The organism is Pseudonocardia yunnanensis (assembly GCF_039534065.1).
Lineage (GTDB): Bacteria > Actinomycetota > Actinomycetes > Mycobacteriales > Pseudonocardiaceae > Pseudonocardia > Pseudonocardia yunnanensis.
Genome location: NZ_BAAAUS010000023.1, coordinates 316,217 through 339,880 on the forward strand (window position 1 = coordinate 316,217; position 23,664 = coordinate 339,880).

The following is a 23,664-nucleotide window of genomic DNA, read 5'->3' on the forward strand; positions in this document are numbered from 1 at the left end:
GTTCTCACCGCGTGGCGTTTTCGATCATCCCGCCGGTGATCAGTCGCCGGCGATCGCCGATCGGTCCTCCGAACGGTCTACGCGCTCTAGCAGACGGAGCAATGCACCGTTGAACGCTTCGGGCTGCTCGAGATTGGGCAGGTGCGCCGCTTCGTCGATGACCACCAGCTCGGCGCCCGGCACACGCTCGGCGATCGCGCGTGCGTCGGCAGGGGGCGTGAACTCGTCCTCGGCCCCGACGACCACCACGGTCGGTACGGCCACGGACCCGAGCCGGGGGAGATGGTCGGGTCGGTCGGCGCGGGCGCGCTGGGCCGCCGCCGCGCCGGCCGGATCGGTGGCCCGCATCATGGCGAGCACGTGGTCGGCCACAGCGCCCGAGGCGTGCGGGCTGACCATCCGGTAGAGCACCTCCACCGCGTAGGGATCCATGCCCTCGTCGAGCAGCCTGTCGGCCATGCTCAGGCGCTGATCGCGGTCCGGCTCGCCCGCAGCCGTGGTGTCGGCCAGCAGGAGCCCTGCCACCCGGCCGGGGTGCCTGCGCTGCAGCTCCAGCACGATCTGGCCGCCCATCGAGAGGCCCGCCACCGCGGCACGCGGCACGCGCAGCCCGTCGAGGAGGCCGACGAGGTCGTCGGCGAAGTCGGTCCAGCCGGCCACCGCTCCCGGGCTCGCCCCGTAGCCCCGCAGGTCGGGGACGATCACGCGGCGCTCGGCCGCGAAACGCTGCAGCTGCGGGCGCCACATCGTCCGGTCGAAGGGGTGCCCGTGTACGAGCAGCAGTGGGGTGCCGCGCTCGGGGCCCGCGTCGTCGTAGGCGAGGGTCACACGGTCCAGGCCGATGGTGCGCATCGTCGCTCCTCTCGTTGACGCTTGCAGTTTGCCCGGTGCAATATCGGCGTTCAATACTTTCAATGACCTCGGAGCAATGCTGTGGACGGCTACCTCACGCTCGCCGACTCCGTCGCCGCCGACATCCGGGCGGGTCGGCTGCGACCCGGCGACCGGCTGCCCACCCAGCGGCGGTTCGCCCGCGACCGAGGCATCGCGGTGTCCACCGCGGCGCGCGTGTACACCGAGTTGGTGCGCCGCGGCCTGGTGACGGGCGAGGTCGGCCGCGGCACCTTCGTGCGCGCAGCCCCTCCTGCGCCCGGTCTCGCACTGGCCGAGCCCGCCGCAGCGGGGCGGGTCGACCTGGAGATGAACATCCCCGTGCTCCCGCAGCAGGGGGAGATGCTTGCACCGATTCTCGAGGGATTGCTCCGACCTGGCGTGCTCGGAGCCTCTCTCACGGCCACCACGGTGACCGGCACGCCCGCGGCCCGCGCGGCGGCGGCCTCCCTCCTGGCGCGGACGAATTGGGCTCCGGAGCCGCAAGGCGTGCTGTTCGCAGGCAACGGCAGGCAGGCGATCGCCGCGGCCGTCTCCGCGCTGGTGCCGGTGGGCGGGCGGCTGGGTGTCGAGGCGCTGACGTACCCGGTGGTGCGGGGCATTGCGGCCCGGCTCGGGGTGCAGCTCGTTCCGATCCCGACGGACGACGGCGGCCTGTTGCCCGATGCCGTGCGTGCCGCCGGGCGGCTCGACGCCGTCTACCTGCAGCCAACGCTGCACAACCCGCTCGGCACGACGATGGCGCCGGCTCGCCGCGTTGCGCTCGCAGAGGTGCTCGCCGAGCGCGATCTGATGGCCGTGGAGGACACGATCTACGCGTTCCTGCGGGACGGCCCGGCCCCGTTGGCGGCGTTCGCGCCGGAGCGGACCGTGCTCGTCGACAGCCTGTCCAAGCGCCTCGCACCCGGACTCACGCTCGGGTTCGTGGTGTCGCCCGCTGCTGTGCACGACAAGATCGCCGCCGCGCTGCGGTCCGGCGGATGGACGCCTCAGGCGTTCGCGCTGGAGGCCGCCACGCGCTTCATGGCCGAGGGGGTGGTGGCTGCCATCGAGACGGCCAAGCGCGCCGACGCCGCGGCCCGGCAGGCGCTGGTCGCCGAGCGGCTCACCGGGTTCGCGCTCAGCACGGACCCGGCCTCCTACCACTGCTGGTGGGAGCTTCCCGCACCCTGGCGGGCGGAGACGTTCGTGGCCGCGGCGGCCCGGCGCGGCATCGCGGTGACCCCGGCCGCGGCCTTCGCGGTGGGAGCGGCCCATGCACCGGGCGCCGTACGCCTCGCACTCGCTGCCCCGCCCATGCCGGTGCTGGCCGCGGCGCTCGACACGCTCGCCCTGCTCGGCAGGGGAAGCCCGGCCGACGACGAGGTGGAGTGACGCAGGCCGTTACGGTGAGCGCATGCCCGTAGTCCGCCCCTATCGGCCGGCGGACCGCAGCGCACTGGTCGACATCTGCGTCCGCACCGGGGATGCCGGCGAGGACGCCCGCGCGCTGTACCCCGATCCCGAGCTGCTCGCGAACATCTTCGCCCTGCCCTACGTCGAGTACGAGCCGCAGCTCGCCTTCGTGGTCGACGACGGCGGCCAGGCCGTCGGTTATGTGCTCGGGACGTCGGACACACCGGCGTACGTCACGTGGCTCCGCCGGGAGTGGTTGCCCACGCTGGCTCGGCGCTACCCGCTGCCGGCCGGCCGGCCGGCGACGCGGGCCGAGGAGATGATCGCTCTGTTGCACCAGCCCGAGCGGATTCTCGTGCCCGAGGTGGCGGCGTACCCGGCCCACCTGCACATCGACCTGTTGCCCGCCTACCAGGGCGCAGGCAACGGGCGGGCACTGATGACCACCTTCCTCGCGGCGCTGGCCCGGGGCGGGGTCAGCGCGGTGCACCTGGGCATGGCCAGCACCAACACCCGAGCGGGAGCGTTCTACGCCCGTATGGGTTTCCACGAGATCCCGGTGCCGGCAGAGCGCGGCACGACCTACTTCGGCCGATCCACCGATCCGCCCTAGCTCGGGCGCTACCGCGCGACGCGCCAGGTCTCGCGGATGAACAGCACGGCGATGAGGCTGATCACCGCGGTGCCCATCATGTAGGCCGACACAGACAGCGACGTGCCGGTGGAGGTCTGGAGCGCGGCGGCGACCAGCGGCGCGAAGCCACCGCCGAGCACCGCACCCACGGCGTAGGAGAACGAGGCGCCGCTGTAGCGGTACCGGGGCTCGAACATCTCGGCGAACAGGGCCGACTGCGGTCCGTAGGACGCGCCGAGCCCGATCGTCAGCACGATCACCGCAACGATCATCAGGGCGGTCGAGCGGGTGTCGACCAGCAGGAAGAACGGCACCGGCCACACCACCAGCAGCACCGATCCCACGAGGTAGACCGGCTTGCGGCCCACCCGGTCGGACCAGATCGCCGACACCACGATGCTGACCAGCCAGGAGATGCTCCCGATGATCACCACCACCAGCATCGTCGTGCGGCTCACGCGAAGCACCGACGTGCCGTAGGAGAGCAGGTAGGCCAGGAAGACATAGCCGATGGCCGTGTTGGCGATGAAGCTGACCGACGCGATCACCAGCTCCCGCGGCCGCTCGCGCAGGACGTCGATCATGGGCAGTCGGGCGCGCACCTGTTCGACCTTGAGCGCCCGGAACACCGGGCTCTCCTCGATGCGCAGGCGGATGAAGAGGCCGACGCCGACGAGCACGATGCTGAAGAGGAACGGCAACCGCCAGCCCCAGCTCGCGAACTGCTGGTCGTCCATGGTCGCGTCGATGACGACGAACACCAGCTGGGCGAGGATCAGCCCGGCCGGTACCCCGACCTGTGAATAGGACCCGTACTTGCCGCGGTGCCCCTCCGGTGCGTGCTCGACCGCCATGAGTGCGGCGCCGCCCCATTCACCGCCGGCGCTGAGCCCCTGCAGCAGCCGCAGGAACACGAGCAGGATCGGTGCGGCCACGCCGATCTGGTCGAAGGTCGGCAGCAACCCGACCCCGACCGTGGCCACACCCATGAGCACCAGCGATGCGACGAGCATCGCCTTGCGGCCGATCCGGTCGCCGAAGTGGCCCCACAGGATCCCGCCGACCGGACGAGCGAGGAACCCGACGCCCAGCGTGGCGAACGCGGCGAGCGTGGCCGAGGCGGGCGACAGCGTCGAGAAGAACTGGGAACCGAAGACCAGCGCCGCGGCGGTGGAGTAGATGAAGTAGTCATACCACTCGATCGTCGTGCCGACCGCGCTGGCGAGTGCCACCCGCCGCAGCTGCTCCGGCTCGGATTTCACCTCGGCAGCAGCCACGGCCGGCGTTCTCTCCGCGTCCACCCGCTGTCCCCCGTTCGTGTGGGCACTGTTGGCGCACACAGTGCGAGGGGTGGACCTCGGGTGTCAACAGAAAGGTCAGCCCTCGGGACGGTCGAGCACGGCGGCCAGGACGGAGTGCAGAACCTCGGCGTCGGCCGGATCGTGGAGCTCGGCCTTACCTCCGCGCACCGTGTACCACTCGTCGGCCTCTTCGTACCGGACGCTGACCTGCACCTCGCCGTTGTCGGCGCAGGTGGTGCGCAGCTCCAGAGCGCCGGTGATCACGCCGACGTCGTCGGTCCAGACACCGCCTGGTGGTGCGGTGATGAGGGAGCTGTGCTCAGAGGACATCGTCAGCACCTGTTCAGCATGTCGAGGAGCGCGGAGCGTTCGGCGGAGGTTACCGAAAGATCCCATTTCGACTTGGTCTCGATCCAGAGTTCTGCGTAGGTGCACCAGTACTCGGTGAGCTTGGGCTTCCACAGGTTCGGCGGCTGGTCACCCTTGGCCTGGTTGACGTTGTCGGTGACGGTGAGCAGCCCGGGGCCGTCCAGATCGTTGGCGTACTCCTCGCGTCGTTCGTCGTCCCAGTCCGCCGCGCCGGAGCGCCACGCCTCGGCGAGCGGCACGACGTGGTCGATGTCGACATCCGCCGGGTCCGTCCACGTCGCGTCGTCGTAGGGGGAGTGCCAGGTGCCCTTGACGATCTTGCACGGAGGGTCGACGACGACGTCGGTGCCGTCACGCTCCAGCACGAGGTCGCGGGTGTCGCAGCCCTTGCCCCGGCTCGACCAGTGCGGGAACCGATCGCGGGAGTAGCCGCGCATCGACGCGGGCGCGCGCTCGACCAGTGCCGAGAGCTGGGCGTGCGCCTGGTCCGTGGAGACGGGCCGGGCGTCGGGGAGAACAGGTGTGATCGTGCAGCCACTGAGGCCGATGACGAGCAGCAGGGCCGCGAGGACGGCCGCCGAGATCCGCACGAGGTGTCCGAGCACGCCCCACTAGCTCCCTATCCCGGTTGCCGGCACGGGGCGAACCCACGGCCGCGACGGGGCGATCATGCCATCCGCCGGGTACGGGTGGATCACGGCCCGATTCCCGTTTGAACGGCACTCTCGGGCGGACCTATTGAGCGAAAGTGCTGTCGGTGGCGGGCGAAATGCCGGGATTAGGCAGCGGGGTCAGCGGCTATTCCGCTTACGCGAATCAACGCGGGCGGCTCCGAGTTCATGGCGGTGGCGATGAGAGTGCTCCGGGTGTTCGGGGGGGTCCTGCTCTGGCTCGTTGCGACGGTCCTCCTTGTCGTCGCGCTCGTCCTGTGTGTCTCGGTCCTTCTCATGCCGGTCGGTCTTCTGCTGGGGTTCGCCGCGCTGCGCCTCTACGGCGTGGGGTTTCGGCTGCTGCTCCCACGGTCGCGCGACATCGGCAAAGGCCTTCGGAAGGAAGGGCGCAGGTGGCGACGGAAGATGCCGCTGCCGGAGCTGTCGCGGAAACGCTCCGGGTGGCTGGCGAGGACGGCACGCCGAGTGAGGCGGTGAGCAGCGCCGGGCACCTCATTCCTGGCGGGTGCGGGCGAAGGCGGGGCCCAGGACGTCGGGTTCCGGAGTGTCCAGTGCCAGCCGCAGGAAACGCTGCGCCGGGGGGCTCGGGGCGTCGGCGCGTCGGCGCAACAGACCCGTCTCCACCACCGGGACGGGACGGGTCAGCGGCCGCGTCACCGTGTCCGGGCCGCACACCCGCTCCACGGATGCCGGCAGCACCGAGACGCCGAGACCTGCACCGACGAGCGCCACCGCGGATTGGACGAGGTCGACCTCGTGCAGTACGGGCTCGAAACCCGAGAGCCGGCACGCTCCCAGCAGGTGCGGGGTGAGCCCGCCCCACACGGTCCGTCCAGGGCAGAAGAACGGCTCGCCGGCGAGGTCGCTGAGGTCGACGCGGTCGCCGAGATCATCTGCGCGGGCCCGCGGAACCACGGCGACCAGCGGTTCCCGGCGCGCGACTGCGACGTCGAGGTCGGGCCCGACCCCGCTCGCGGCTCCACCGGGCGGAAGGTGCACGAGCCCGAGATCCGCGCGGCGGGAGCGCACGTGCTCGGCGACGGCGTCGGTGTGGCCCTCCAGGAAACGCAACTCCACGTCGGGTCGCGCGGAATGGAACCGGCGCAGCAGCGGCGGCAGCACGGACCATGCCGTCGCCGGCACGAACGCGAGCGCCAGCCGCCCGCTGCGGCCCTGCCCGGTGCGCCGCACCGACTCCGCCGCAGCATCCACATCGGACAGCACCCGCCGGGCGTGCTCGACGAGGTGACGGCCGGCCTCGGTGAGATCGACGCCCCGCCGGTGCCGCACGAAGAGCTCGACACCCAACTCGTGCTCCAGCCGTGCGAGCTGGGCCGACAGCGGGGGCTGCGTGAGGTGCAGCCGCGTGGCCGCACGCGTGACGGAGCGCTCCTCGGCGACCGCGAGGAAGTACCGGAGCTGCCGCAGATCCATAGTTCATCGTATGGCTTGCCTTCATTACTGGTATTGGACGAATAGCAGATTTGGCCGCACTGTGACGTGTGCGACGAGGCAATGCTGGGAGGCACACGGTGCGGGAGTTCACCTACGAGGCGCTCCCTGCGCGGATCGTCTTCGGGGCAGGCGCAGCGCGCACCCGGCTCGCCGACGAGGTCGACCGGCTCGGCACCACGCGGCTGCTGCTCGTGGCATCGGAACGCGACGCGGAACGCGTCCGCTCGCTCGTCGCGCCGCTGGGCGATCGCATCGCTGCGACGTTCACCGCGGTGCGTGAGCACGTTCCGCTCGCCACAGCCGAAGCCGCACGCGCAGCGGCCGCCGCCGTGGACGCCGACGGCGTACTGAGCATCGGCGGCGGCTCGACGACCGGCGCTGCGAAGGCTGTGGCGCTCACGGCCCGGATTCCGGTGATCGCCGTGCCGACGACGTATTCGGGCTCCGAGGTCACGCCCGTGTGGGGTCTGACGGTGGATGGTCGTAAGACCACGGGCGTCGATCCGGCCGTGCTGCCCCGCGTCGTCGTGTACGACCCGGAGTTGGTGGCGTCGCTTCCGCGGGGCCTGGCCGTCGCGAGTGGGTTCAACGCACTGGCGCACGGGGTCGAGGCGTTCTGGGCGCCGCGACGCAACCCCGTGAGCACCGCCATCGCCGAGGACGGGATCGCCGCGATCGTGGTCGGCCTGCGCAAGGACGACCCGGGCGCGCTGCTGCGCGGGGCCTGGCTCACGGCGAGCGCGTTCGCAGCCGCCGGTTCGGGCCTGCACCACAAGCTGTGTCACGTGCTCGGTGGCACCTACGACCTGCCGCACGCGCGCACTCACGCGGTGGTGCTGCCGCACGTGTTGGCGTTCAACGCGCCGGGCGCTCCGGATGCAGTGGTGCGGGTCGCGCGAGCGCTGGATGTCGACGATCCCGTTCGCGGGCTGCGGGAACTGGCTGAGGAGTTGGGCGTGCCCCGCGGGCTGCGTGAGCTGGGCTTGCGTGAGGAGCAGATCGATGAGGTCGCGGCGCTCACCGAGCCCGCGATACCGGAGGACAACCCCGTGCCGGTCGGTGGCGGGGCGTTGCGGCGGCTGGTGCGCGCCGCATGGAGTGGGGAGGACACGTGACCCAGCAGGACCGGGAGGAGGCGGTGACCGATGAGGTGGTCGCCAGCTTCGCCGGCACGAAGGACGAGCGGCTCCGCGAGATCGTGCAGAGCCTCACGCGGCACCTGCATGCGTTCGCGCGGGATGTGCGGCTGACGCAGGAGGAGTGGGAGGCCGGGATCGGGTTCCTCACTCGCGTCGGGCACATGACCGATGACAAGCGGCAGGAGTTCATCCTGCTCTCCGACGTGCTCGGGCTCTCGATGCTCACCGTCGGGATCAACGCGCCCGCGGAGCCGGGGGTCACCGAGTCGACCGTGTTCGGGCCGTTCTTCGTGGAGGGCGCTCCCGAGGTGGCGCTGGGCGGCGACATCGCCCGCGGGGCAAAGGGCACCCCGTTCCACGTGACCGGCAGCGTCCGCTCGACGGACGGGTCGCCGCTCGCCGGGGCCCGGATCGAGGTGTGGGAAGCCGACGAGGACGGCTTCTACGACGTGCAGTACGACTCCGACCGATCGGCCGGACGCGGGTGGCTCCGCTCGGGGGCGGACGGGGAGTACGCGTTCTGGTCGGTGCGCCCGGCGCCCTACCCGATCCCGACCGACGGCCCGGTGGGCGATCTGCTCGCCGCTACCGGCCGCAGCCCGATGCGTCCGGCACACCTGCACTTCAAGGTGGACGCGCCCGGCCACCGCACCCTGATCACGCACGTCTTCGCGGCGGGCGACCCGTACCTCGACAGCGACGCGGTGTTCGGCGTCAAGGAGAGCCTGGTCGTCGAGTTCACCGAGCACCCGGCAGGCGCAGCCCCCGACGGGCGGGTCCTCGACACCGCGTGGGCCGGCCTGAACTTCGACATCGTCCTGGAGGCGAGGCCGTGAGCGAGATCCTGCAGACCGACGTCTTGGTGATCGGTAGCGGTCCGGCGGGTGGCGGGGCGGCGCTGGCCCTGGCCACGTTGGGCGTCGATCACATGGTCGTCACCAAGTACCGCTGGACGGCCAACACGCCGCGGGCGCACATCACCAACCAGCGCACGATGGAGATCTTCCGCGATCTCGGCATCGAGGACGACGTACTGGCGCAGGGCACGCCGCACGACCTGATGGGCGACACGGTGTTCTGCACCAGCCTGGCCGGTGACGAGATCGGACGGGTCCGCACCTGGGGTACGCACCCGGCGCGGGAGGCGGACTACACGCTGGCCAGCCCGTCGCCCAACTGCGACATCCCGCAGACCTTCCTCGAGCCGATCGTCATCGGGCACGCCGCCTCCCGTGGCAGCAGCATCCGGTTCGACACCGAGTACCTGCGGCTCGTGCAGGACGACGAGGGCGTCACGGTGACGGTGCGGGACCGGGTGAGCGGCAGCGAGTACGACATCCGCGCGAAGTACGTGATCGGCGCCGACGGCGGGCGCAGCGCGGTGGCCGCCGACGTGGGGCTGCCCTTCGAGGGCCAGATGGACGTGGCCGGTTCGATGAACATCGTCTTCCACGCCGACCTGTCGCACCTGGTCGAGCACCGGCCGAGCGTCCTGTACTGGGTGCTGCAACCCGGCGCGGAGGTCGGTGGCATCGGGCTGGGCCTGGTGCGGATGGTGCGGCCGTGGAACGAGTGGCTGATCGTCTGGGGCTACGACATCACCCAGCCGCCACCGGAGGTCGACGACGAGATGGCCACCCGGATCGCGCACGAGCTGATCGGCGACGACTCGATCCCGGTGACGATCCGTTCGGTGTCGCTGTGGGGCAACAACAAGATGTACGCGACGCGGTATCGGGCCGGGCGGGTGTTCTGCATGGGGGATGCCGTGCATCGTCATCCGCCGTCGAACGGGTTGGGTTCCAACACCTCGATCCAGGACGCGTACAACCTGGCGTGGAAGCTCGCCTATGTGCTGCGCGGTACGGCCGGTGAGGCGCTGCTGGACAGCTACGACGCGGAGCGCGCGCCGGTGGGCAAGCAGATCGTGCTGCGGGCGAACAAGAGCATCGAGGAGTTCGGCCCGATCTTCGACGCGCTCGGGCTGACCGGGGAGTCGGACCCGGAGCTGATGCGCCGGCACATCGACGCGCGGGCGGCGAACACCCCGGAGGCGGCCCGGCAGCGGGCGGATCTGCGGGAGGCGCTGGAGCTCAAGAACTACGAGTTCAACGCGCACGGTGTGGAGCTGGGTCAGCGGTATGTGTCCGATGCGGTGGCGCCCGACGGCACCAACGAGCCGGAGTACACCCGCGACCGCGAGCTGTACTACCACCCGACGACCTGGCCGGGCGCGCGGTTGCCGCACGCGTGGCTGGGCCGCGACGGGCGCCGCGTCTCCACCCACGACCTGGCGGGGAAGGGCCGGTTCTGTCTGCTCACCGGCATCGCGGGCGAGGAGTGGGCCGACGCGGCAGCGAAGGTCGCCGAGGACCTGGGCATCGAGCTGGTCGCGTACGTGATCGGACCGGGCCGCGAACACATCGACCTCTACGACGACTGGGCGCGAGCGCGCGAGGTGGAAGAGGACGGGTGCGTGCTGGTCCGCCCGGACGCCCACGTGGCCTGGCGGTCCGCCGGGCTAGCCGACGACCCGGCGGCGACCCTGAGCCGAGCCCTCACGGCAGTGCTGTCCCGCGCCTGACGCGAGCCCCGCAAAAGGGAGCCGTAGTGCTGTCGGGAGGCCGTCCCGGACAGCACTACGGCTCCACAACTCAGGGGGCCAGGGCTGCGCGGATGAGTTCCACGGGGTGGTGGGCTTTGTGGGTGGTGCCGTGGGCGATCTGCTGGCGGCACGAGACGCCGGTCGCGGCCACAACCGTGGAGTGGGGTTCGGCTCGGACCGTCGGGAACAGGCGGTCCTCGCCGACCTGCATCGAGACCTCGTAGTGCTCGGCCTCGAACCCGAACGACCCGGCCATCCCGCAGCACCCGGCGTCGAGCTCGATCACCTCGGCCCCCGGGATCCGCTTCAGCAGCGCCATCGTGGCCGCGGTGCCCACCTCGGCCTTCTGGTGGCAGTGCCCGTGGAAGAGGATGCGCTGCCCCGCGGGCCAGGCGTCTTCCCGCAGCTTCAGGGCGCCGCTGTCGATCGCTTCGACGAGCAGCTCGTCGACGAGCCGCGCGCGGCCCGCCACGTCTGCGACGCGCGGGTCGTCGCCGAGCAGCGCGCGGTGCTCGTCCTTCAGCGTCAGCAGGCAGGACGGTTCCACGCCCACGATCGGCCCCGACGTTCCGCCGAGCGCGTCGACCAGACCGGACGCCTGACGTTTCGCCTGGTCGAGCAGGCCCTTCGAGAATGCGGCGCGTCCGCAGCAGCCGGAGTCCTCGAGGCGCACATCCCAGCCGGCGCGCTCCAGCAGCTCGATCGCGGCCATCCCGACCGCGGGCTCGGTGAAGCTCGTGAACGAGTCGGCGAGGAAGGTGAGCGGGCCGCGGTTCGTCTGCGCTGCGGCAGGCCGCCGCCGGAACCAGCGCGGCAGGGTTCGCCGGGCGAACATCGGCAGGGGGCGCTGGGGCGCGATGCCGAGGGTGCGGCCCATCAGCGTGCGCAGCGCGGGGACCCGGCCGGGCAGGTTCGACAGCGGTGCGGTGGCCGAGCCGAGCCGGTTGAGCTGTCGGATCGCGCCGAAGACGCGGGAGCGCAGCGGCGTGCCCTCCACCTGGTGCGCCTGGTGCAGGGCCTCGCTCTTCAGCGTGGCCATGTCGACCGCCAGCGGGCACTCGCTCTTGCAGGCCTTGCACATCAGGCACAGGTCGAGGGCGTCGTGCAGGCCCTCGTCGGTGAGCCCGGCCCGTGGGTCCGGCTCCGACAACGCCTTGACCAGGGCGTTCGCACGGCCGCGCGTGGAGTCGTGCTCGCGGCGCGTGGCCATGTACGACGGGCACATCACGCCGGCGTCGCTCTTGCGGCACACGCCGATGTTCATGCACCGGTCGGCGGCGCCCCGCATGCCACCCGAGCCGCCGGCCACCACCGTGAAGTCCAGCGCGGTGCGCAGCAGGGGCGCCGGGGTCAGCGCCGCGTCGCGCAGGTTCTCCGTCATCGCCGGGGCGTCGACGATCTTGCCGGGGTTGAGCCGGTTCTCCGGGTCGAAGATCCCCTTCACGCGGCGCATCGCCTCGTAGAGGTCATCACCGAACAGTGCCCGGTTGAACTCGCTGCGGGCGAGCCCGTCGCCGTGCTCCGAGGAGTTGACGCCGCCGAACTCCGTGACGAGGTCGCGGATCTCCTCGGCGACCGCGCGCATCCGCTGCACCTCGTCGGGCCGCGACAGGTCGACGAACGGGCGGATGTGCAGGCAGCCCACTGAGCAGTGGCCGTAGAACCCGGCCCGCAGCTCGTGCCGGTCGAGCACCTTCGCGAAGCGCTCGGTGTACTCGGCCAACCGCGAGGGATCGACCGCCGTGTCCTCGACGAACGCGAGCGGCCGGTTGGTGCCCGTGCCCGCGGCCATCAGCAGCCCGAGGCCCGACTTACGGACCTTGAGCAGCGCGCCCTGCTGGGCGGGCGTCTCGGCGCGAAGCGTGTGGTAGCCGTGGTTGTGGCGCTCCCAGAGCGCGGTGAGCCGGTCGAGCTGCCCGGTGAGCTCGGCCGGGTCGTCACCGGTGAAGGAGACGAACAGCAGCGCGTCGGGATCGTCCTGCAGGATCGTGCCCAGTGCCGCGTACTCGATGCGCTCCCGCGAGAGGTCGAGGATCGTGCGGTCCATCAGCTCGACGGCCGACGGGTCGCAGCTCAGCGCGTCCTCTGTGGCGGCGATCGCGGCAGGCGTCGAGCGGAAGTGGCCCACCGCGATCACGGTGTGCTTCGGTTTGGGCACAAGGCCCACGGTCGCCTCCGTGGCCACCATGAGCGTGCCCTCCGAACCGACCACGAACGTGGCGAGGTCGAAGATGGCGGGGTCGGAGCCGACAGCGGCCGCCAGCCGATCCAGCCGATATCCGCCCGACCGGCGCCAGAAGCCCGGGTACCCGCTCGCGATCGCGCCGCTGTACTCCTCGACCAGTGCGGGCAGGTCGCGGTAGAGCCGCCCCTCCAAGGTGGCGGCCGCCGCGCGGCGCTCGCGTTCGGCCCCGTCGACCGGGGCGAAGTGCGCGGTGGTGGCGTCCGAGAGCACAACGTCGAGCGTGCGGACGTGGTCGATCGTCATCCCGTAGCGCACCGAGCCGCTGCCCGCGGAGTTGTTGCCGATCATCCCGCCGAGGGTGGCGCGGTTGGACGTGGAGGTGTCGGGACCGAACATCAGGCCGTGCTCGCCGGCGGCGCGGTTGAGCTGGTCCTGCACCACCCCCGGCTGCACGCGTGCGGTACGGGCATCCGGATCGAGGTCGAGGATCGTGCTCATGTGCCGGGAGAAGTCGAGCACCAGCGCGTCGCCGACCGTCTGTCCGGCAAGGCTGGTGCCGGCGCCGCGGGGCAGCACGGCGACCCCGTGCTCGGCGGCCAGTGTCACAGCGGCCACGACGTCACCGGCGTGCCGCGGGGCCACCACCCCGCGCGGAGTGATCGAGTACATGCTCGCGTCGCGCGAGTAGAGGTGGCGGGTGTAGTCGTCGAAGGCGACCTCACCCTCGATCTCCCGGGAAAGTGCCTGCGCAAGCTCGTTCATCCGAGGTCCCGCAGGTGATCCAGCGCAGCGTCGAGGCCGCCCGGCTTGATCGGCACCCCGGCGAGCTGCAGCCCCATCTGGACGCCCGCCAGCGTGCCGGCCAGCGTCAGGTCGTTGAAGTGGCCGAGGTGCCCGATCCGGAACACCGTGCCGGCGAGCCGCCCGAGCCCGGTGCCGAGTGACATGTCGAACCGCTCGAGGATGATCCGCCGCACCGCGTCGGCGTCGTGACCGGTGGGCAGCAGCACCGCCGTGAGCGAGCCGGAGTACTCCCGCTCGTCGGCGCACAGCACCTCGAGCCCCCACGTCCGCACGGCGGCGCGGGTAGCCGCGGCGTGGCGCTGGTGGCGGGCGAACACAGCGGGCAGGCTTTCCTCGGCGAGCATCGCGAGGGCCTCGCGCAGGCCGTAGAGCAGGTTGGTGGCGGGCGTGTAGGGGAAGAACCCGCGGGTGTTCGCCTCGAGGATCGGCGCCCAGTCCCAGTAGCTGCGCGGCAGCCCGGCCGAGCGCGACGCCGCGAGGGCCTTCTCGCTCACCGCGTTGAAGCCCAGCCCGGGCGGCAGCATGAGGCCCTTCTGCGAGCCCGCGACGGTGACGTCCACGCCCCACTCGTCGTGCCGGTAGTCGATGGAGGCGAGCGAGGAGATCGTGTCGACGAGCAGCAGGGCGGGGTGTCCGGCGGCGTCGATCGCGGCCCGGACGTCGGGCACCCGGCTCGTGACGCCGGTGGAGGTCTCGTTGTGCACCACACATACGGCCTTGATCGCGCGCTCGGTGTCGGCGGCCAGCCGTTCGCCGACGGCGGCGGGGTCGACACCGCGGCGCCAGTCGCCGGGGATCACCTCGACGCCGAGCCCGATCCGTCCGGCGAGCTCGGCCCAGAGCGTCGAGAACTGGCCGGTCTCGCCGATCAGCACGCGATCGCCGGGGCTCAGCGTGTTGACCAGGGCCGCCTCCCAGGCGCCCGTGCCGGACGACGGGTAGATCACCACCGGCGCCGTGGTGCCGAACACCGGGCCGAGCGCCGGCAGCAGGGCCTTCGTGAGCTCGGCGAACTCCGGGCCGCGGTGGTCGATCGTGGGTGCCGCCATCGCCCGCAGCACCCGGTCCGGCACGTTCGTCGGGCCCGGGATCTGCAGGAAGTGACGCCCGCCGGTCGGACTCATCGATGCCTCCAGGTGCGTCCTCGTTGTCGCTTTGCGGAAGACATGTACCGCATCGCGGGCAGCGGCGACAGTTCGTGTGACGGATGTACGCGCTCCACCACTGCTTCATCCTGCGTGTCTGGCCTTGACCTGGCAGTGTGACCCGAACCATACTGCAAGACGGAAACAGCCTTCCGCATTACGGAACATCGTCGTCCCTGTCGTGAGGAAGTGGCATGTCCTATCAGGTGATATCGATCCTCGCGCTGGTGGCGGCGTTCGTCCTCGCCACCGTGCTCCCCATCAACCTCGGCGCGATCTCGCTCGTCGCCGCGCTCATCATCGGGACGCTGGCGATCCCCGGGAGTCCCGACGACGTCGCCGACGCGATCTTCGCGGGCTTCCCCGGCAGCCTGTTCGTGATCCTCGTCGGCGTCACGTTCTTGTTCGCCATCGCCCGCGCCAACGGGACCGTCGACTGGCTCGTGCACGTAGCCATGAAGGGCGTGGGCGGCCGGATCGCCCTGATCCCCTGGATCATGTTCTTCGTCACCGCTCTGCTCACGGCGTTCGGCGCCGTCGTGCCGGCTGCGGTCGCGATCATCGCCCCTGTCGGCATGGGCTTCGCGGTCCGCCACAAGATCAACCCGGTGCTGATGGGCCTGTCGATCATCAACGGGGCCAGCGCGGGTGGGTTCTCCCCGCTCAGCATCTTCGGCGTGATCACCAACGGCGTCGTCGCGCAGAACAACCTGCCCGGCAGCCCGCTGATCCTGTTCCTCGGCAGCCTCGTGTTCAACGTGCTGCTCAACATCGTCGTGTTCCTGCTCTTCGGTGGCCGCGAGCTCCTCGGCCGGGTCGCTGACACCAGCGGCGAGACCACGGACGAGACGGCCGGCGCCGCGGCGAGTGCTCCTCGCGAACCCGGCACCAGCGGGATCGCCTCCGGCGGGCCGGGCGCCGCGCGGGCCACCACCTCGGGCGCCACGGGCGCGGGCTTCACCGACGGCGAGCACCCGCCGGTCACCTCGCTCGACCTGAACCGCTCGCTCACCCTCGTCGCGCTGATCGGCGTGGCCATCGGGGCACTGGCCTTCCAACTCGACGTGGGCCTGCTCGCCGTCACCGCCGCGGTGCTGCTCTCGCTGCTCGCCCCACACACCTACAAGGGTGCGGTGGCCCAGGTCGCCTGGCCGACGGTGCTGCTGATCTGCGGAATCGTCACCTACGTCAACCTCATGCAGGACATCGGCACCGTCGACTTCCTCGGCAACCAGGTCGCCGCGATCGGCGTGCCGCTCCTCGCGGCGCTGGTGGTCTGCTACATCGGCGCCGCGGTGTCGGCATTCGCCTCCACCACCGGCATCCTCGGCGCTCTGATCCCGTTGGCCGTGCCGTTCCTGCTCGCGGGTCAGGTGGGAGCGATCGGTCTCATCACCGCGCTCGCGATCTCCTCGTCGGTGGTCGACTCGAGCCCGTTCTCCACCTCGGGCGCGCTGGTCACGGCCAACGCCCCGGAGGACCGGCGCGACTACGTCTACCGCCGGTTGATGCGGTGGGGCTTCTCGATGGTCGCGGTCGCACCCCCCGTCACCTGGCTGCTGTTGGTGGTGCCGGGTTGGCTGTAGGCATGCAGCACGACACCGCAGCCGAGGGGCCGCTCGCCGGCGTCACGGTGCTCGAGATCGGCGTCTTCATGGCCGGCCCCTTCGCCACCATGCAGCTCGCCGACCTCGGCGCCAGGGTCATCAAGGTCGAGAACCCGGGAGCCCCGGACCCCACGCGCTCCACCGGCCCGTTCCTCGAAGGCTCCGACTCCTCGCGGCACAGCTCGCCCTTCGCGCGGCTCAACCGCAACAAGGAATCGGTGGCGCTGGACCTGAAGTCGGAGGCCGGACGCGGCGCATTCCTGCGGCTCGTGGCCGGCGCCGATGTGCTCGTGGAGAACCTGCGGCCCGGTGCGATGCGGCGTCTCGGACTCGGACCGGACGAGCTCGCCGAGCTCAACCCCGGGCTCGTGTACGCCTCCGCGTCCGGCTTCGGGCAGGACGGGCCGCTGGCAGCACTGCCGGGGCTCGACATCATGGCCCAGGCGCGCTCGGGGCTCATGAGCATCACGGGATCACCGGAGGGCGACCCGGTGAAGGTGGGAGTGCCGATCTGCGACCTCGTCTGCGGGCTCTACACGGCACTCGCGGTCACCGCCGCGCTGCACCACCGCGACCAGCCGCACAGCGACGGCCGAGGCCAGCAGATCGACGTCTCGCTGCTGGAGTCGGGCGTGTCGCTCGCGGTGTGGGAAGCCGGGAAGTACTTCGCCACCGGGGAGGTGGGGCGCCCGCTGGGCTCCGCGCACCAGACGCAGGCGCCGTACCAGGCGGTGCGGTGCGCGGACGGCTGGGTGACGGTCGGCGCGATCACGCCGAAGACCTGGAACGGGCTCTGTGCGGCTTTGGACCTGCCACACCTGCACGCCGACCCCCGCTACGCCGACTCGGACGGCCGGCACGCGCGCCGCGCGGAGCTGGTCGCCGAGATCGAGAAGGCCACCACGGCCCTGACCGCCGCCGACGTCGTCGCGGCACTCGACATCGCCGGCGTCCCGTGCGCGCCGATCAACGACTACGGCCAGGTGTTCACCGACCCCCACCTCTCACGCCGAGGCTTCTTCTGGGACGCCGAGCACCCCGATACCGGCCCGGTCCGCCAGCTCGGCTCGCCGATGCGGCTGTCGGCCACGCCGGCCCGGCGGGGCGGTGCGGGCCCGGCGCTCGGGGCCGACTCCCGCGCCGTCCTCGGTGAGGTCGGGTACACCGACGCCGAGATGGATGCTCTGCTCGGGACGATGGCGCGATGAGTGACTTGCTCGTCGACCGCGACGGACCCGTCCTGCGCGTCATCTTCAACCGGCCGGCGTCGCACAACGCGCTGACGTTCGCCATGTACGAGGGCCTGCACGACGCCTGCGAGCGGGCGGACGCAGAGGACGACGTCAAGGTGCTGGTGCTGCGGGGCGCCGGGGGCCGGGCGTTCGTGTCGGGCACCGACATCGCCCAGTTCGAGGGCTTCGACGGACCGGCAGGCGTGGCGTACGAGGAGCGGATCAGCCGCGTCGTGCGCAGGCTGGAGGACACGACCGTGCCCACGGTGGCCGCCGTCGACGGCTACTGCATCGGTGGTGGTCTCGCCCTCGCCGCCGCATGCGACCTCCGCATCGCCACCGCGGCGTCGCGGTTCGGTGTGCCGGTTGCGCGCACCCTGGGCAACTGCCTGTCGATGGACACCTACGCCCTTCTGCTGGGGCACCTCGGCCCGGCACGCACCCTCGACATGCTGCTGCGGGCCCGCCTGCTCAGCGCCGAGGAGGTGCACGCCGCAGGGTTCGTCACCCAGCTCGCCGACGACACCGCGGCCCTCGACGCGGCCCTCGACGAAACCGTCGACGCGCTGGCGTCGCACGCGCCACTGAGCATGTGGGCCACGAAGCAGTCGCTCGTCAGGCTGCGCCGGGCCGGGCTCCCGAACGGCGACGACATCGTGGCGCGGGTGTACGGCAGCGCCGACTTCCAGGCCGCGGTTCGCTCCTTCGGGGCCAAGGAGCGTGCAACGTGGAAAGGGGAATGAAGCCTGGCGGATAACCTGCCAGGTCTCGCAACTCGGCGGATCCTGAACCGGAGAACCATGGCTGGTGTGGCGCAACCCGACCGCAGTGGCGGCGTGCAGTCCCTCGACCGGGCGTTCGCCCTGCTCGAGCACATGGCGGACGCCGGTGGCGACGTCGCGCTCTCCGAGCTCGCCGTCCGGTCCGGGCTGCCGTTGCCCACGATCCACCGGATCGTCCGCACGCTCGTGGCGTCGGGGTACGTCCGGCAGCTGCCCTCTCGGCGCTATGGCCTGGGCCCGCGCTTGATCGGGCTCGGTGAGGCCGCATCCCGGATGCTGGGGGAGTGGGCCCGCCCGCAGCTCGCCCAGCTGGTGGACCAGGCGGGCGAGACGGCCAACCTCGCGATGCTCGACGGCGACGCGGTGGTCTACGTGGCGCAGGTCCCGTCGCGGCACTCGATGCGGATGTTCACCGAGGTGGGCCGCCGGGTGCCGGTGCACTGCACGGGCGTGGGGAAGGTGCTGCTCGCGCAGCTCCCACCCGCACAGGTGCAGGCCATTCTGATGCGCGCCGGCATGGTTGCCCAGACCCCCCACACCATCACTGATCCCGACCGGCTCGCCCGTGAGCTCGACCGAGTCCGCCACCAGGGCTATGCCGTCGACGACGCCGAACAGGAGGTAGGCGTGCGCTGCGTCGCTGTCGCCGTTCCCGGTGGGCGCTCCACCACCGCGCTGTCCGTGTCAGGCCCGGAGACCCGCGTGACCTGGGCGGTGGTGGAACGCACCGTTCCGCTGCTGCAACAGGCGGCCGCGGCCCTGGCCGGGCAGCTCGCCGGGCGAGGGGTCACGGCGTAGTGAACGAGGAGCATCTGCGGCTGTGCGCGAGTGCCGAGTGGGCCCAGCTCGTGGCCGACGACCTGCTGCCCTGGGTGCTGGGTGAGGACCTCTCGATCGGGGAGGACGTGCTGGAGGTCGGCGCCGGCCCCGGCCTTGTCACGGACCTGCTGGTGGAACGCGCGTCGCGCGTCACCGCGGTGGAGATCGACCCTGCACTGGCGTCGGCGCTGCGGGAACGCATGAACGGCAAGCCGGTGGACGTGGTCACCGCCGACGCCACGGCGATGCCGCTGCCGGACGGCCGGTTCTCCTCGGCGTTCTGCTTCACGATGCTGCACCACATTCCCGATGCCGAGAGTCAGGACCGCGCGCTCGCCGAGATCGCCCGCGTGCTGCGGCCGGGCGGGGTGCTGCTCGGCACCGACGGCGAGGACACCCCGCCTCGACGCGCACTGCACGTGGACGACATCTTCAACCCCGTCGACCCGGACGTGCTGCCCTCCCGGCTCACCGCCGCCGGGTTCACCGACGCCGAGGTGGAGAGCAACGGCGACCGGTTCCGGTTCCGCGCGCGCCGCTGATCCACGCTCTCGGGCTGGTCGGCCTGGACGGCCGCTCCCAGCGTGTCGCGAGGCGCCGCCTATCTGGCTCGGCGGAGGGTCTCGCGCGGGTTCTCCCCGTAGACGGCATGGTGCGCGGCGGCGAACTTGCCCAGGTTGGCGAAGCCCCACCGGGTGGCCACCGACGTCACCGTGACCAGGGCGGGGTCTGCCGCGCGCAGTTCCTCGTGCGCGTGCCGCAGCCGCACCGCACGCAGGTACGCCATCGGCGAGGTGTCCAGGTGACGCTTGAAGCCCTCCTGCAGGGAGCGCACGCTCACGAAGCAGCGGCCGGCCAATCCGGCGGTGGTCCACGGCTCTGCGGGCAGGGCATGAATGAGTTCGACGGCGGCCCGGATCGCTGCAGGGGCCGCTGCGGCCGGTTCCTCCGCCAGTGCCGCGCGCCCACCGTGGTCGGTGGCCAGGAGCAGGCCATGGACGAGCGCGTCGACCAGCGGCCGGGCGATCAGCGGCTCACGGGCCAGACCGTCGTCCCTGGCCAGCTGCGTGCGCAGCAGCAGCACCAGCTGGGCCCAGTCACGGCCGGCGCCCCGGGCGATGTCCAGGGAGGGCGAGAGCAGGAGCTGCCGGTCGACTGGCGCGCTCCCGCACTCCAGCTGGGCGGCCAGTGCCTCTTCTACCGCCAGCCGGTCGATCTTCACGCACAGCTGCCGGCTACCGGCCCCCCATAAAGGCAGCGAGGTGTCGCCGTCGGGTATGTAGACCCCGGCCCGCGTCGGATCGATCACGACCTGCGTACCCCGATGCTCGGAGTGGATTCGGCCGGACAGCGGCAGGTTGACGTGATAGGTGCCGTGGAACGAGCCGCAGTCCATTCGCACGTTGGCGCCGAAGGTGATGTCGCTGATCGTGATCGGGCCGGTGTCGACAATGCGCTGCCGGAGGAAGAACTGCTCCGGATCACCCAGCCGGATCAGCCGCTGGTGCGGGTACAACGCCGACCCGCACCACAACTCGGCCTGAGTGAAATCAGTTGTGTGCTGCCAGGATTCCGCCGCTGCGTCCCCGGCCGGGTCACGGTCGGCCATTGCGTCATGCTATGCACGCGCGCTCAGAACGAAATTCTTACAACCCTCTTACAAGTATCGTCAGGACAGATCCTGCACGTCCGCGGAACCGTTCAACCAGGCTCTCAGAAGTTCTTTACGGACCTTTCCGGTCGAGTTCCTCGGCAGTCGGTCCAGCCGTTCGAGCCGGGTCGGCAGATACCAGTCCGTCATGCCCTGCGCGCTGAGGTGCTTCCGCAGCTCCTCCAGGGTCGGCGCGGTCTCACCCCGCACCGTGATCACGGCGCACGCGAGCTCGGCACCGTGCTCGTCAAAGTAGCCGACCACCGCGACGTCCTCGACGGCCGGATGGTGCATCAACAAATCTTCCACGTCGGCGATCGGAATCATGAACGCGCCGCCGACCCGGTCGGCGACCCTTCCCATCAGGCGAATTCCACCGTGCCCGTCCCAGGCCGCGAGGTCGCCTGTGTCGTACCAGCCGTCGTCGTGCTCCCTGATCACGGTCAGCTGGTTGTCCTCGCCCCGCACGGTGGCCAGGCACACCGCCGGGCCACGGACGAAGAACCGGCCCGGCTGCTCAGGAGTGACCGGCGCATCGGACCGGAGGTCGATCTCGTAGCCGGGGAAGGGGCGCCCGTCGCTCTGCAGCGTCCAGTCGATGGGGTCGTCGGCCCGGGTGATGGTCGCACAGCCGACCTCGGTCATGCCCCACTCCGAACGCAGGCCGATTCCGAAGGTCTCGATCACGCTCTTCACCACCCGGCTGGGGATCTTCGTGCCCGTGGCGGCCATGACCCGCAGCGACGGCAACCTCGTCGGCCGCTCCGACGCCGCGGCCACGAGCTGGTCGTGGTAGCTGGGCGCGGCCATCATGACCGCGACCCGGGCCTGCTCGAGCACCGCCAGGCCGGCTTCCCCCGACCAGGTGTCCAGCAGCACGGTGCGCGCGCCGGTCTGCAGCGGGATGTGGAGGGAGAAGACGGTTCCGAGGCTGTACATCGCGCTGTGCGGGGTGAAGACGGCGTCCTCCGCGGTGATCGACTCGGCCTCGGCCAGCCCCGATGAGCCCGCGTACCACGTGTTCTGCGTTCCCAGGACCCCTTTGGGCTGCCCCGACGTGCCCGAGGTGAAAAGGACGATGGACACGGCGTCCGGATCCTCTTCCGCGTCGTCCAACGCAACGGGATGCCGCTCTTCCCACGGCGTGTTCTCGAAGAACTCGCCGAATTCGATCTCGGTGCCCGGCTGGGTTCGGCCGAGGACGACGAGCTCGCGCAGGCCGGGCAGATGCGGGGCGACCGATCGTGCCATCTCGGCATGGTCGAACCCGTCCCACTGGTCGATGGTCACGAACACGTCGGCGTCCACCCGCGCGAGAAGTCGTTCGAGCTCACGCCGCCGGATCGTCGTCATGACGGGAGCGATGATCGCGCGAAGGCGGGCTGCCGCGAGGTACATGGCGCAGGACTGCCACCAGTTCGGCAACTGCATGGCCACGATCTGGCCGGACCGGACGCCGAGCTCGTACAGCGCGCCGGCGAATCTTTCCACCAGATGCGCGTACTCACCGTAGGTGACGGTTGTTTGTCGCCCCTCTGATCCGAAGGCGTCGATCGCCACCGCATCGGGAGTGGCGTCACGCCACTTTCGGAGATCGTTGATGAGGCCGGTGTCCCGCCACCAGCCAGCCGCTCGATATCTCGCCGTCAATTCGGTCGAAGCACGCACGGTAAACGTGTCCGCCTGATTCGCGCACATTTGACGTATTCCTCCCCTGTTTGACTGTCGGTGCTGTTGCTAAGGCAATTGCTTCCCAGTCTGATGGATTGACGGGCTGATTTCCGTTCCGAAAACGCGGAGTCTCGGCTCGTCAGCGCGAAACACGAGGCAAGGATCGACTCCTGCAGGGCCGGCTCGAGCCCCCGAATCCTGGGCTGCAAGCGAACGCAAGCCTTGCAAGGACTTGCAACGATCTGCGCTAGAGTTGCGCCATGACGCGGCGGCTGGCGGTTGTGGCGAAGAAGGTCGGGGTCAGCGAGGCCACGGTCAGCCGGGTGCTCAACGGCAAGCCCGGCGTCTCGGACGCCACCCGCGACGCCGTACTCACCGCGCTCGACGTGCTCGGCTACGAGCGGCCCACCAGCTTGCGCGGCGAACGTGCCCGGCTGGTCGGCCTGGTCCTCCCCGAGCTACAGAATCCGATCTTCCCGGCGTTCGCCGAGGTCGTGGGGGGTGCGCTGGCTCAGCAGGGCCTCACCGCGCTGCTGTGCACGAGCTCCGCGGGCGGCGTGAGCGAGGCCGCGTACGTCGACCTGCTGCTCCAGCAGCAGGTGTCCGGCGCGATCTTCGCCGGAGGTCTCTACACCGAGGCCGACGCCAAGCACGATCACTACCGGCTCCTGCTGCAGCGCAAGCTGCCCACCGTGCTCACCAACGCCGCCGTCGACGCGTTGGGTCTCCCGCAGGTGTCCTGTGACGACGGTGAGGCCGTCGAACAGGCGTTCAGCCACCTGGTGGCGCTGGGGCACCGGCGGATCGGGCTGCTCCTCGGGCCGGCCTCGCACGTTCCGTCGCAGCGCAAGCTCGCCGCGTTCGTCGCCGCCAACACGCGGGCCGGACACGCCGAGCAGGCCGCGCTGGTGGAGCACGCGATGTTCTCGCTGGAGAGCGGGCAGGCCTCGATGATGCGGCTGCTCGACCGGGGCGTCACCGGGGTCATCTGTGCGAGCGACCCGCTCGCTCTCGGCGCCATCCGCGCGGCTCGCCGGCGCGGACTGTCGGTGCCCGGCGACCTTTCGGTGATCGGTTACGACGACTCGGCGCTGATGAGCTGCGTCGACCCCGCGCTCACCACGATCCGCCAGCCCATCGAGGCGATGGGGCGGGCCGCGGTCGACCTGCTGGTGCACCAGATCGAGGGGAGCGCGGTGGGCACCGCCGAGCTGATGTACGAGCCGGAGTTGGTGGTCCGCTCCTCGACAGGGCCGGTGAAGCCATGATCATGTAGAGAAATCGACTCGAATTCGTCGAACTCTTGCT

The 23,664-nt window shown here is 70.9% G+C and carries 21 protein-coding genes; 12 read left to right on the forward strand and 9 right to left on the reverse strand.

All coding sequences use genetic code 11. The annotated features are described in order from the left end of the window. Positions 1-39 precede the first annotated feature (39 nt). Complete coding sequence (locus ABD743_RS21295) at positions 40-852, reverse strand: alpha/beta fold hydrolase (RefSeq protein WP_344723881.1); 813 nt, start codon at positions 850-852, stop codon at positions 40-42. A gap of 81 nt (positions 853-933) precedes the next feature. Here ABD743_RS21295 and ABD743_RS21300 point away from each other — a divergent pair, with 81 nt between their 5' ends. Then, on the forward strand, positions 934-2,265 hold the full coding sequence (locus ABD743_RS21300) for an aminotransferase-like domain-containing protein (RefSeq protein WP_344723882.1): 1,332 nt from the start codon (positions 934-936) through the stop codon (positions 2,263-2,265). Between the two features lie 22 nt (positions 2,266-2,287). Then, positions 2,288-2,899, forward strand: a complete 612-nt coding sequence (locus tag ABD743_RS21305; RefSeq protein ID WP_344723883.1) for a GNAT family N-acetyltransferase — start codon at positions 2,288-2,290, stop codon at positions 2,897-2,899. 8 nt (positions 2,900-2,907) lie between these two features. Here the strand turns inward: ABD743_RS21305 and ABD743_RS21310 are convergent, their stop codons facing one another. The 3 genes from ABD743_RS21310 to ABD743_RS21320 form a co-directional block, all read right to left on the reverse strand. Continuing rightward, positions 2,908-4,221, reverse strand: a complete 1,314-nt coding sequence (locus ABD743_RS21310) for an MFS transporter (RefSeq protein WP_379659330.1) — start codon at positions 4,219-4,221, stop codon at positions 2,908-2,910. Positions 4,222-4,296: 75 nt separating this feature from the next. After that, positions 4,297-4,551: a hypothetical protein gene (locus tag ABD743_RS21315; RefSeq protein ID WP_344723884.1), complete on the reverse strand. Its 255-nt coding sequence runs from the start codon at positions 4,549-4,551 to the stop codon at positions 4,297-4,299. Between the two features lie 2 nt (positions 4,552-4,553). Then, positions 4,554-5,195: an HNH endonuclease family protein gene (locus ABD743_RS21320; RefSeq protein ID WP_344723885.1), complete on the reverse strand. Its 642-nt coding sequence runs from the start codon at positions 5,193-5,195 to the stop codon at positions 4,554-4,556. 246 nt (positions 5,196-5,441) lie between these two features. Here ABD743_RS21320 and ABD743_RS21325 point away from each other — a divergent pair, with 246 nt between their 5' ends. Continuing rightward, on the forward strand, positions 5,442-5,738 hold the full coding sequence (locus tag ABD743_RS21325) for a hypothetical protein (protein WP_344723886.1): 297 nt from the start codon (positions 5,442-5,444) through the stop codon (positions 5,736-5,738). Positions 5,739-5,753: 15 nt separating this feature from the next. Here ABD743_RS21325 and ABD743_RS21330 read toward each other — a convergent pair whose 3' ends face one another. Further along, positions 5,754-6,695 (reverse strand): LysR family transcriptional regulator, encoded by a 942-nt coding sequence (locus tag ABD743_RS21330; protein ID WP_344723887.1) that lies wholly within the window; start codon positions 6,693-6,695, stop codon positions 5,754-5,756. 98 nt (positions 6,696-6,793) lie between these two features. Between ABD743_RS21330 and ABD743_RS21335 the strand changes: the two genes are divergently transcribed. Genes ABD743_RS21335 through ABD743_RS21345 form a run of 3 tightly spaced genes read left to right on the forward strand, consistent with a single transcriptional unit; the run spans position 6,794 to position 10,439 of the window. After that, a complete protein-coding gene (locus tag ABD743_RS21335) occupies positions 6,794-7,831 on the forward strand; it encodes a maleylacetate reductase (protein ID WP_344723888.1) in 1,038 nt (345 codons plus the stop codon). After that, positions 7,828-8,691, forward strand: coding sequence for an intradiol ring-cleavage dioxygenase (locus ABD743_RS21340; protein WP_344723889.1), 864 nt, complete (start codon positions 7,828-7,830; stop codon positions 8,689-8,691). The genes ABD743_RS21335 and ABD743_RS21340 overlap by 4 nt, the downstream gene beginning before the upstream one ends. Continuing rightward, positions 8,688-10,439, forward strand: coding sequence for an FAD-dependent oxidoreductase (locus tag ABD743_RS21345; protein ID WP_344723890.1), 1,752 nt, complete (start codon positions 8,688-8,690; stop codon positions 10,437-10,439). The genes ABD743_RS21340 and ABD743_RS21345 overlap by 4 nt, the downstream gene beginning before the upstream one ends. Before the next feature lie 70 nt (positions 10,440-10,509). Here the strand turns inward: ABD743_RS21345 and ABD743_RS21350 are convergent, their stop codons facing one another. After that, positions 10,510-13,407 carry an FAD-binding and (Fe-S)-binding domain-containing protein gene (locus ABD743_RS21350; RefSeq protein WP_344723891.1) on the reverse strand — a complete coding sequence of 966 codons (2,898 nt, stop codon included), beginning with the start codon at positions 13,405-13,407 and terminating at the stop codon, positions 10,510-10,512. Beyond that, complete coding sequence (locus tag ABD743_RS21355) at positions 13,404-14,573, reverse strand: pyridoxal-phosphate-dependent aminotransferase family protein (RefSeq protein ID WP_344723892.1); 1,170 nt, start codon at positions 14,571-14,573, stop codon at positions 13,404-13,406. Before ABD743_RS21355 ends, ABD743_RS21350 begins: the two co-directional genes overlap by 4 nt. 215 nt (positions 14,574-14,788) lie before the next feature. Between ABD743_RS21355 and ABD743_RS21360 the strand changes: the two genes are divergently transcribed. From ABD743_RS21360 to ABD743_RS21380, 5 genes are read left to right on the forward strand one after another with little or no spacing between them, the layout of a single operon-like run. Next, on the forward strand, positions 14,789-16,180 hold the full coding sequence (locus tag ABD743_RS21360) for an SLC13 family permease (protein ID WP_344723893.1): 1,392 nt from the start codon (positions 14,789-14,791) through the stop codon (positions 16,178-16,180). A gap of 2 nt (positions 16,181-16,182) precedes the next feature. Further along, positions 16,183-17,409 carry a CaiB/BaiF CoA transferase family protein gene (locus ABD743_RS21365; RefSeq protein WP_344723894.1) on the forward strand — a complete coding sequence of 409 codons (1,227 nt, stop codon included), beginning with the start codon at positions 16,183-16,185 and terminating at the stop codon, positions 17,407-17,409. Further along, complete coding sequence (locus ABD743_RS21370) at positions 17,406-18,176, forward strand: enoyl-CoA hydratase (RefSeq protein WP_344723895.1); 771 nt, start codon at positions 17,406-17,408, stop codon at positions 18,174-18,176. Before ABD743_RS21365 ends, ABD743_RS21370 begins: the two co-directional genes overlap by 4 nt. Positions 18,177-18,233: 57 nt before the next feature. Beyond that, on the forward strand, positions 18,234-19,013 hold the full coding sequence (locus ABD743_RS21375; RefSeq protein WP_379659331.1) for an IclR family transcriptional regulator: 780 nt from the start codon (positions 18,234-18,236) through the stop codon (positions 19,011-19,013). Beyond that, complete coding sequence (locus tag ABD743_RS21380) at positions 19,013-19,576, forward strand: class I SAM-dependent methyltransferase (protein ID WP_344723897.1); 564 nt, start codon at positions 19,013-19,015, stop codon at positions 19,574-19,576. Before ABD743_RS21375 ends, ABD743_RS21380 begins: the two co-directional genes overlap by 1 nt. Before the next feature lie 59 nt (positions 19,577-19,635). Here the strand turns inward: ABD743_RS21380 and ABD743_RS21385 are convergent, their stop codons facing one another. Then, positions 19,636-20,643, reverse strand: a complete 1,008-nt coding sequence (locus tag ABD743_RS21385; protein ID WP_344723898.1) for an AraC family transcriptional regulator — start codon at positions 20,641-20,643, stop codon at positions 19,636-19,638. Between the two features lie 60 nt (positions 20,644-20,703). Next, positions 20,704-22,383: an AMP-binding protein gene (locus ABD743_RS21390; protein ID WP_344723899.1), complete on the reverse strand. Its 1,680-nt coding sequence runs from the start codon at positions 22,381-22,383 to the stop codon at positions 20,704-20,706. Between the two features lie 233 nt (positions 22,384-22,616). Between ABD743_RS21390 and ABD743_RS21395 the strand changes: the two genes are divergently transcribed. Continuing rightward, positions 22,617-23,624 carry a LacI family DNA-binding transcriptional regulator gene (locus ABD743_RS21395; protein ID WP_344723900.1) on the forward strand — a complete coding sequence of 336 codons (1,008 nt, stop codon included), beginning with the start codon at positions 22,617-22,619 and terminating at the stop codon, positions 23,622-23,624. The last annotated feature ends 40 nt before the right edge of the window (positions 23,625-23,664 follow it).